General features: G+C 41.6%; 7 protein-coding genes. 1 reads left to right on the top strand and 6 read right to left on the bottom strand.

What is annotated here, in order from left to right:
• Positions 1–8 precede the first annotated feature (8 nt).
• Positions 9–1,448, bottom strand: coding sequence for an oligosaccharide flippase family protein (locus tag QR722_RS05315; protein WP_286285965.1), 1,440 nt, complete (start codon positions 1,446–1,448; stop codon positions 9–11).
• Positions 1,449–1,896: 448 nt separating this feature from the next.
• Here QR722_RS05315 and QR722_RS05310 point away from each other — a divergent pair, with 448 nt between their 5' ends.
• Positions 1,897–3,357 (top strand): hypothetical protein, encoded by a 1,461-nt coding sequence (locus tag QR722_RS05310; RefSeq protein WP_286285964.1) that lies wholly within the window; start codon positions 1,897–1,899, stop codon positions 3,355–3,357.
• Here the strand turns inward: QR722_RS05310 and QR722_RS05305 are convergent.
• The 5 genes from QR722_RS05305 to QR722_RS05285 all read right to left on the bottom strand — a co-directional run bounded on the left by QR722_RS05305 (position 3,354) and on the right by QR722_RS05285 (position 9,634).
• Entirely contained in the window at positions 3,354–4,421 is a 1,068-nt protein-coding gene (locus tag QR722_RS05305; RefSeq protein ID WP_286285963.1) for an acyltransferase family protein, read from the bottom strand. The two genes, QR722_RS05310 and QR722_RS05305, sit on opposite strands and share 4 nt — an antisense overlap.
• Positions 4,422–4,492: 71 nt before the next feature.
• A complete protein-coding gene (locus QR722_RS05300) occupies positions 4,493–5,425 on the bottom strand; it encodes a polysaccharide deacetylase family protein (RefSeq protein ID WP_286285962.1) in 933 nt (310 codons plus the stop codon).
• The gene (locus QR722_RS05295) at positions 5,418–7,145 is read right to left on the bottom strand and encodes an asparagine synthetase B family protein (RefSeq protein ID WP_286285961.1); all 1,728 of its coding nucleotides are present in this window, start codon (positions 7,143–7,145) and stop codon (positions 5,418–5,420) included. The genes QR722_RS05300 and QR722_RS05295 overlap by 8 nt, the downstream gene beginning before the upstream one ends.
• Before the next feature lie 31 nt (positions 7,146–7,176).
• Positions 7,177–8,652, bottom strand: a complete 1,476-nt coding sequence (locus QR722_RS05290) for an oligosaccharide flippase family protein (protein ID WP_286285960.1) — start codon at positions 8,650–8,652, stop codon at positions 7,177–7,179.
• Positions 8,645–9,634, bottom strand: coding sequence for a hypothetical protein (locus tag QR722_RS05285; RefSeq protein WP_286285959.1), 990 nt, complete (start codon positions 9,632–9,634; stop codon positions 8,645–8,647). The genes QR722_RS05290 and QR722_RS05285 overlap by 8 nt, the downstream gene beginning before the upstream one ends.

Raw genomic sequence — 9,634 nt, 5'->3', positions numbered from 1 at the left:
TATCTGAGTTAAAACTTTAACTTAGAAAATCTGTATTTGACAGATTTTCGCTCTTTTGAATTCAGCCCTACAAACCATAAAATTATAATTGAACACATCCCTCCAACCAACATAGCAATTTCAGTTTGCTCAATACTCACGCCAAACCAATATATCAGTGCAAATATACCTAATAGCATAGCAGGCACCACAAGGGCGTCTTTGATTGATATTACAAGCTCTCTGGTTAAGAAAATCACACCTATTGACGCTGAAACTAAGAAAGCTGCTTGCAGACTAAATATAGCGCCCGCTAAACCATATTGTGCAACAAACCAAGGTAAGCTCAATACCAAGGTGGCTGCACCCAAAAGGTTAGTAATTAATACCTTTACGTTGTGCTCTAGTGAAATTTGAACACTATTTAGTAAATTAGTAAGTGTCGCGGGTATTAGCACCAGCATCATCAGTGCTAAGTAATGACCTGCTAAAATGAACTTGTGACCAAACGCTAAAACAAGTAGTTTTTCACCGAACAATGAAGACGCAATGTATAGAAAAATTCCGAATATGCATGACACATAGATAGCTATTCGACTGAACAAATTCAAATTATTACGATTGCTTGAAGCGGATCGGCTCAAGGCTGGCAAGGCTGCGCTTGTTATTGATGAAAATAAAGCAATGATGACAATAAACAATTGAATCAACAGCGAAAAATTACCTAAATCGCTGGCAGAACTAAACGATCTTTTTACCAACACAATTGGACCGTAAAATAGGAATTGCCCCGCAAAAACAGCTATCGCAAGAGGAAACAGACCTACTACAGTTGAAATCATCAGCTTCGGATGCCAAAGAAGAGATACTTTCTGCAGATTTTTATTGGCCAGATAGACACTTACTAAACCTTGAGCGATCTGAGCAAAGGCATGAACAACGGCAACTAATAATATGTTCTCAGTCAATATCGCAACAACAATACTAATTGCTATCTCACAAGGTTTAAAAACTCGTTCTATCTTAAAAACTAATTGAGTTGACTCAAATGCTTGAAACATTTGGTTTGCCCACATAACCATAGCTTTTCCGATCAAGGCAAAGGAAAAAACCAGCAACAGTGACGCAATAAAACTATTTTCGGCGACTATTAAACCAGTTAACATTGAAATGGCCGCCACCGCCAAGACTGCTACAATCCGAATTGTAGCTACTAGATTCACTATCTGCGAAGTGTTGGCATTCCTTTTTCCCACTTCCCTGGATAACATGGCGCCCAACCCAAGACCGGTAAGGGGCAAGAACATCAAATACCAAGATTGCCCGTATGTATAAAGCCCATATAGCTCAGCACCCAGAAGCCTAGCTAAAATGAGCATATAAACGAAACGCAATCCTTGCGACATTAGTAATGCCATATATAAATATTTTGCATTACTAAGAATTTTTAATGCCCCAGCTTTTGACACTCTTTCCCTCTCAATATTGTGATTACATAGATATAAATTGTGTGCAAATCTAACACTTTATTCTGTTAAAGTGTAACGAGATGAAGATTAAACAAAGTTAAAAAATTAATATCATAAGAAAAGCTTTTTGAATCGAGTTAATCAGGTTTGAGTTAACTCTTATTAATGGTATTTTGACCAGAATTATTTATCTAACGGATTAGATTAGTGACGAAAATCTCAAAATTCAAAGCACACAGAAATGGTCTCAGTGCGTTATCCACAAACAGTGTGGTACTCAAGCCGTTGAAATGGAAAATAAATGTTTAGGGCTACAACAGTGGTAAAAAAACCATCATCAATTCAAATTATTATGCTCTTGATCATAAGTGCCATATTGCTATTTACCATCCCTTCTCTCTGGCTTCAATATCCTGACTCTGGCATATACTTGGGAACCGCAACCAATATGTTGCAGCATCAGGAGTATTGGTTCAATTTCCAGCCTAATTTGCAGTATTATCCCGGTACATCAATAGCAATTATGTTGCCTTTAGCATTGTTTGGCGAAGATTTCTGGTTCCTACAAGGTTTTATTGGTGTTATCTCAATACTCGGAATATGGATAATCAGCCGCTATTTTTCAGTCGAAAAATACGGTGTGATTGGTTTTTTCACTCCATTTTTCGTGCTCACTAGTAGCATTTTCATGCTCTATTTTTATGCGCTTATTTCTGACTCGTTATTCTTAACCGTTTCCATGGCTGCATTATTGTGCTGGCGGAAATATGATATGAGCGGGCAACGTAAATTTTTATTCCTGTGTTGTGCCCTTGTAGCCTTCTCGTCACTAGTGCGCTTGCAGGGCTTATTCTTTTGCGCTGCACTAGGTTTGGCGCTGCTTATCCATGCTTTTCAGCACAACCGCGACACACTCAAACTATCTATATCGAAAATGCTGGTCATAGGCGGATTGGTTTGTTTACCTTTTATACTTTGGACAGCTAGGAATTATTTTGCTCATACCCCTGATACGTTTAATATGGCCAACGGTTACTTTTTTGGTTTAAAAGGGTTAAGCATCTACGCTAAGGGCTTACCTGGCGATGCGTCAGCCGAGAGTGTCGAAGCTGCTTGGCAGTTTCCATTATTACGTACCAGTATGTTTTTCGGCGCTCTGTTTGAGTCATGGTATGGCGGTTTGAGTACCCTAAACCGCCACGTCATAACAGTCGTTATGCTCGTTTTAGTAGCTTTGGGATTAGGGCCTTGGGCAAAACGAGCAAATAAATTAGAGTTACTTTATGTTGGACTGTCTATGGCGTTCATTGGTAAAGATATATTACTGACTAAAACATTACACATCGTATATCGCTATTGGATACCTATGCTGCCTTTCATAATAGTGATGATGGGATTTGGTATATATAAATGCGTCAACTTTGCTTGGTTAGGAAAGTTAAAACGCCCTGCTCAAACAGGAGCATTATTACTCGTTAGTGCATTGTTGGTGTTGGCCTCACCTAATTTACTTAGGCATGTTGAGCAAACAGACAAGTTTCGAGATGAATCCTCAGCAATAAGTGCTCTAAAAGGCTTTGTAGATATAGAAATCCCCAAGAACGCTGTAGTCGCAACTGTGGACTGGGGCGTATTACCCCACACATTGCAACGCCGTTCTATCCCATTACTTAATGACCCGAACAACCAGCAAAGTATCGAGCGCATGTTGAAGTACAATACCGAGTATTTGGTCACCTTTGGCAAATTTGCTCGTATGAATGATCCTGCACTAAACATGGTTGATAGATTTCCTAAGGTATTCAACAAGATATTTGAGACATACACACAGCAGCCTAATACTGCGATAGAGATATACAGAGTAGATTTAGCCCAACTTAATGAGCATTTTATCAGAGAAGGCAACTAACAATCTTTCTGCCATTTCCTTTTAAGTTTAGTTATAGGTCTCTCGAATAAATGAAAGGAAATAGGTACTGTAATCACCAACAATACCAAACCAATCTCTTGGGAAATCGGCCACGTTTGACCTGCTGCTCTATATGGCCCCGTGGCAAGATAAAAACCTTGATACATATAAATACCATATGAGACTTCACCTAAGTAATTTAAAGGCCGAAACTCTAATACTCTAACCAGCAAGGAACTTTGATTGAGAAAAATCCAAGCAATACAAATGGCTAACCCAACCCCTCTTATATAAACGGAAGGTAAATATTGCAATTTAGGCAGCCAAAGAGCACATTGCCATAGCAGTAGGCCCAATATTAGAAGCCAGGAAGATGCTAAAATCCTTTCGACACTTTTTCTTCTGACACTTGATGAAATTGCTAATGCGAGTATACAGCCATAAGCGATATTCGCCCCTGCAATGAATGAAAAACGTCCAATGAAAAATGATTGACGTACATACTCAATAGATTGCAACACAATATTGGAGATTATCGAAATCCCAATAAACATCACTAAATATTTTACTAATTTGGAAGGGTATTTAGCCATAGTGATAAAAACAAATGGCCATATCAGATAGAAGTGCTCTTCAACAGCTAGCGACCAAGTATGACCTAATACAGATGAATACCACTCTTTCGGTATAAAATTGTAGATGTAAAATATTGAAAATAAGATTGACTCACCATTGGTTACACCAGAACCAAAAAAGTGCAGAATACCAATGAGAAAAACCACTAGGAAATAAAGCGGGAATATCCGCAGAGTTCTACGCAAGTAAAAATTATATAGGGATACTGTCCCAGTTCTATGGTATTCCTTTACTAATAGATAAGTAATTAAGAAACCGCTAAGAATAAAAAATGCCTGCACACCGGCACTACCATCGAAGCTTTGGATTAATTCCCGCGATATATAGTTGTGATGTTCTAAAAATCGATAGGCACCAATATGGGTAAACACTACAGTTAGGGCTGCCAATGCTCTAATCCCATTAAATCCCTTTATTTTGGAGATCATTGGTGCTCCTTCGGTAAATAAGTTATAGATTATTTAGTAACGACTAAATATAAAACATGTCGAAATTCATGCTAAATTGTTAAGCGGCTTTTCACCAACCTAGCATGAAACTTCCATGCTGAGCTATCCCAGGGGGTGAATCGTTTGAGTCTGAGTAAATCGTCACCGGGTGATGATGTACCCCAATCGGTGACAACGGCTGTTTCATAACCGGCTTTTTTCACCAACTCGACGGTCTCGTCGGTTAAATCTTTACCGTAAGAGCCATTGGGGTATGCGAAGTGCTTAACCGGTTTGCCGGTCCACTGCTCTAATTGAGCTTTGCAGCGACTGACTTCATCAAATTGTTGTTCGGGTGACAGCACTTTTAGGATCGGGTGATTAACCGTATGCCCACCTATCTCAACCCCGCAATCGGCGAGTTGTTTAACTTGCTGGGCATTCATCATTCTTGGTGTAGGTTCGGCTAGGTTGTTGTCATCATAAAGCTTCTGAACCCCTGCTAGGCGTTCATCAATCGGCAAATATTTAAGACGCATTAATTGCGCTGCGGCTAACTGGTTACGCTTTTCCCAATCTCCTAGCGTGACGCTTTCGCCTTCTATGATTAAAGAGCTCAATTGTGCATCGTTGAACAAATCCAACACTCGGTCATTCCACATATCGGCACCTTCGGTAAAGGCAGTTGCCACGTATACAGTCGCCGGTATCTTATATTTAGCGAGAATGGGTTGAGCAACAGTTAAGTTGTTTAAGTAGCCATCATCAAAGGTGACACAGATAGCCTTGTCAGGTAGCTTGCCCTGCTCAAGATACTTAGCCGCATCGGTTAAACTGATCGGTGTGAAGTAGCGACTGATTAACGCCATATGCCAATCAAACACCTCTGCCGTCACTTCATAGGGCCGCATAGGGTCGAACGCTTCTAGCACTTGGTGATAGATTAATATACTGAGTTTATTGCCGCTCAGTAAGCTATTAGCAACGCTTAATAGACTATGCACTAAAATCTGCTGCCTCTTTTTGTAACCACAGCTCTAACACCACCATGATCCAGATAAGCTCACCAAAATAGCCGGTATGCACGCTGTTGTGAGCGTCCATTGCCTGTTCGATCAAACTGGCATTGACAATATTACGCTGCTTAAATTGATTCAACGTGGTGATGGTTAACTCTTTGAGCGCTGCGTTTTCTTTCATCCACACCCCAAACGGCAAACCAAAACCATGCTTGCTTTTGCTCAAAGTTTCATCGGCGAGGAAGCCTTTACAGGACTTTTTATAGAAGTCGCGCAGCTCACCCCCGGGCAATTTCTCATCGGCAGGGATAGTGCAACTAAAATCAACTAGTTGTTTATCTAGCAGCGGGAAACGTACTTCTACACCGGCCAATTCACACATTTTGTTGACTTTAACCAGATCGTTATCAGCAAGGGTGAATTTCCAATCTAGATAGAGCATTCCATCAACTGGATGCTTACTTTTACATTCGTCAAAACGCTGTTTTAGTTGCTGCTCGGGAACATGGGTGTCAACCTGAGCCAGAAAAGCCGCTGGAAAAATATTCTCCACACCTAACTGATTAACAAAATTATGGGTTTGCAAGCGAGCTGGCAAAGGCACTCGTGCCTGATTCAAATAACTGGCAACCTTTTGCAAGCCGGGAATTTTGCGGGTCAGTCCGTTGTTGAACAGTATGTTGCTGATATCGCCTAGCGCACTGGGTAAACGGTTATAGTGCTCGAACACTTTTTGTTTGGCATAACGTTCATTACCAGCAAACAGTTCATCACCACCGTCTCCAGCCAAGAGCACTTCAATGCCTGCATTTTTGGCAAAGGTAGCACAAAAATAAGCGGCCATCGCCGATGAGTTACCAAAGGGCTCATCAAAGTACTGGGCCACCTTAACAAATTCTTTCTCTGCTTCTTCCGGCTTCAAATACAACACCTTGTGGTCGGTGTTAAAATGCTTAGCGGTTAGCAGTGCATATTCGGTTTCATCATAGCCTTCTACTTCAAAGCCAATTGAAAAGGTTCTGGCCTGCTGTGGCTGATTTTTGGCTAACATACCCGCCACGGTAGAACTATCTAGCCCACCGCTTAAAAACGCGCCCACCTGACCAGTAGCGTGAGAATCCACCGCATGCTCAATGGTATCTAAACACTGTTTTAAGGCGGCAGGTTTATCGGCTAATGCAGTACTGAATTCAGGCGAATATAACAGCTCTGCCCGTGGTTGACCGGCCTCGATATGCACGGCTTTACCCGGTTCAAGTTTATAGCTATTAAGATAAATAGTCGTTGGGGCTGGAATACAGTGGAAATAAATGTAGTTGTACAATGCCTGCTTGTTAATTTCAACAGACACATCTTCACGGGCTTTGATGTGTTTAAGTGATGAGCTCACAAACACTTTTCCATCGTCTACATGGTAATAGCAGGGTGTCGCACCAATATGATCGCCAAGCAAGGTCAGGGGCTGATTGCTCAATTGAATCGCCATCCAATACTGGCCACTTAAACGAGCGTAGAAAGAATCCAAAGAATCGGCCACGATCAGCGCGCCTAATAGGGTTTCAGCGTCTGCCGGTTTGTCATCAATAAAGCTATAACCGTGCAATACCAAAGTGCCGCGTTCATCATCAACCATTTGAGTATTACCACTCAAATCGATATACCCTTGCTTACCGCCAATTTGTGAAATTTGCTGCCACTGTGTCATTGTTTGCACACCTTCCCGCCTTTAAACTTTTCTATGGTTGAGATTTACGGAGCATACCTGCTCCAGGAATTTTATCAAACACCGCACCTTCTAACGAATCTGTGGGTCTACCGCGCACAATATACAGTAATATCAATGACAGCGCGTATACCAACGCCCCGCAAACAACTTTTAAAATCAACATAATAAATAGTGGCCAACTCAGGGCCGGAAAGTAGTAAATCGATAATGCCATTAAGGCCGCTGAAAGCAATGCTGGCCACCAGCTATGTAAAATTTTGAACAGAGATAATTCCAAAGCACGGCTTATACTTATCAAGATAACCGGTAGCACCGCAAGAACACTCCAAAATAGCGCTTGGGGCAAGTCTTTTACATCGAAATATATCAGGGTGATAGCAATGGTTGAAAGCAAGACTAGATTTCGAAACCACATCAAGCCATTCGACAAGGATTCGCGCTCCATCATCACCAAAAACTGTTCACTGAAAAACATCATCATGCCGCCAATCATGGCGTATAAACTAAACCACGCTAACATTGGCGTCACACTTAACCATTTATCACCTAGCAACACAGCAACGAACTCAGGCGCCACCAGCGACAAGCCCACACCTACAGGCAAGAACACATAAACCGCAGCGGCAAAGGTGGTTAATAATATAGCTTTAAAATTAGCACTTTCTCGCAGCACGGAAAGATTCGGGATCAGTCCTCTTATTACTGGCATCAACAGTTCTTTGGTGAATAGACCCGCTAAATTCACCGCAATATGATACAGCCCCAAAAATTCTGCCGATGCTACCCGCCCTACTACGGCTACATCAGCTTGATTATTGATATAACGGCCAATACTCAAAGGTACGGTAGATTTAGAATACTTCAATAAATCCCGCCAATTGTATAGGCTAAGTTTAGGACGATAAGGGTGAACCCAGTAGCTAATCAAGCAGCCTGCAACAGAGGATATCAATTGGCCAAACACCAATGCCCAAAAGCTTTGCAAATACCAAGCAAAGAAAATAGTTGAGGCTAGGTAAATTAAACGGGTGTAAAGGGTGAGCACAAAATCCACTTTGAAGTTCATTTGTTTTTGCGCAATGAACACCCCAAAGTTGTTTAGTCCTTGAATAATTCGTACTAGCGCCAAACAATAAATAACTTCAGTCAGCACCGGTTGTGCGTAAAAATCGGCTATCCATGGTGCAGCTATCAGTAAAGGGATCGCCACACAAAAAGCTTGAATGATCCCCACTGTCCAAGCCGTATTAAATACCCGCTCATCATGCTCTTTGTAGCGTAATATATATAGATTCAAGCCCGCTTGAGTCATAGACTCTAACAGAGCAACCACTATGGTTGCCATGGCAATAATACCAAAATCAGCCGGCGTCAGCAGTCTAGCCAGTACAATAGTACTGACCATCCCAATAAGCTTTGAGCTCCATTTTGACAGAATCGACCAAATTATGCTGAATAGCGTATTGGTCCTAACCACATCATTCATAGTTAAATGGCATGATGCCGTAAATGGCGTCGATCGTCCCTTCTGGTGAGGTGTATATTCTCTCCACTTTGCGGGTTTTAATATTTAATGCCACCACTAGTGAGTTATTACCCGAAGAGTATTTAAAGTTGCCTTTGCTAAGAAACTTTATTTTTGACTTAAGGTTGGTTTTACGTAATTTTGAATAACCGATATAAAAAATATCACCGTCTATGTGTAATCCACGACACCAGCCCATAGGGCGATTCAATGCATTCCCAAAGGGGTCAAAGGTTTCAATCACTTGGCGTTTTGCCGGATCACAAAACACTAAAGCACCATCGACGCGGGTAAAGACTAATTTGTCACCCCAGCAAATACCATCGTGAACACTTACATCAGCGCCCATGCTAATATCAATTCGGTCAGTTGGATCAGCAAGGTTTACTGCATCTTCTTGAGTACAGCGAGTTGCCCAAAGCTGTTCACCCACCTTGAACACGTAATTAGGGTGGCTGTCATGGGGACGCGTGGAATGCACTAGACGGTAATCAGTATTTTGGTCAAATCGATGCCAAGGATCTTTACCCTGAGTATTGATAATCCGCTTAATCGCGCCCGTGTTGATGGCCATTACCACCACGTTATCTAGCCCGGTTGAAGAGGCGACTAATTCATTATCAATCACATGCACAGAATGAATATTGTGAAAACAAGGATGAGAATAGACACTTTTCAGCTGTAAATCAGGCAAACTATATTGGTGAACTTCAGTGTCAGTTGGTAGCCAAAGCGTATCCCCTACCACACTCCCTGCAGTAAATTGCAAATTTGGGTTTTCAGCCGGATAGTGCTCCCCTCCCTCTTCCTTTGCCAGTATGGTTTCAAATTCTCCACTGTCTAAGTCCAATTTAACTAGGCTGGCTTTGCCATAGTATTTGCCTTCGCCCAATTCAAACCCATTGGCGCGCAAGCAACCTCCTGACAACAATAATTTAGCCAC

Source organism: Aliiglaciecola sp. LCG003 (assembly GCF_030316135.1).
Lineage (GTDB): Bacteria > Pseudomonadota > Gammaproteobacteria > Enterobacterales > Alteromonadaceae > Aliiglaciecola.
Note: the sequence above shows the minus strand (reverse complement) of the source record. Positions and strands in the feature narration are given on the sequence as shown.